Below are 517 nucleotides of genomic sequence, written 5' to 3' on the forward strand. Positions count from 1 at the left end.
GGGCTTGGTCGTCTTGGCCAAGGTCAGCTGTCCGTCGCGCCACGTGAAGGCGCTGCGGGTGTACTCGGCCGACGCGCGGGACTTCTTGCGGGACTTGTGGTGCGGGTACTTCGCGCGCTGGGCGAAGAAGTTCCCGAACGCCGCCTGCAGATGGCGCAGCGCCTGCTGGAGCGGGACCGAGGGCACCTGCGTCAGGAAGGCCAGTTCCCCGGTCTTCTTCCACTGCGTCAGCGCGGCGGAGGATTGCACGTAGGAGATGCGGCGCTGCTCGCCGTACCAGGCCCGGGTGCGTTCCTCCAGCGCCTTGTTGTAGACGAGGCGGACGCAGCCGAACGTGCGCGACAGCTCGGCTGCCTGCTCGCCGGTGGGATAAGAGCGGTACTTGAACGCCCGCTTGACCTGCTGCGCCACGCCTCACACCGCAACAGTCTCTGTGTGAGCGGCGGGTGTCGGCAGGTGCACGGCGCACGCCGGTCCGCCCTGGCGGCGAACCCGCTTCCCCTGCCCTGCTCCGCAG

At 69.2% G+C, this 517-nt stretch carries 1 protein-coding gene; it reads right to left on the reverse strand.

The genetic code is table 11. The features are described 5' to 3' along the window. The coding region (locus tag TN53_RS42115; RefSeq protein ID WP_046264190.1) for an RNA-guided endonuclease InsQ/TnpB family protein at positions 1-411 on the reverse strand (411 nt) is incomplete at its 3' end. Between the last annotated feature and the right edge of the window lie 106 nt (positions 412-517).

The sequence above is a fragment of the Streptomyces sp. WM6386 genome (assembly GCF_000972385.1).
Lineage (GTDB): Bacteria > Actinomycetota > Actinomycetes > Streptomycetales > Streptomycetaceae > Streptomyces.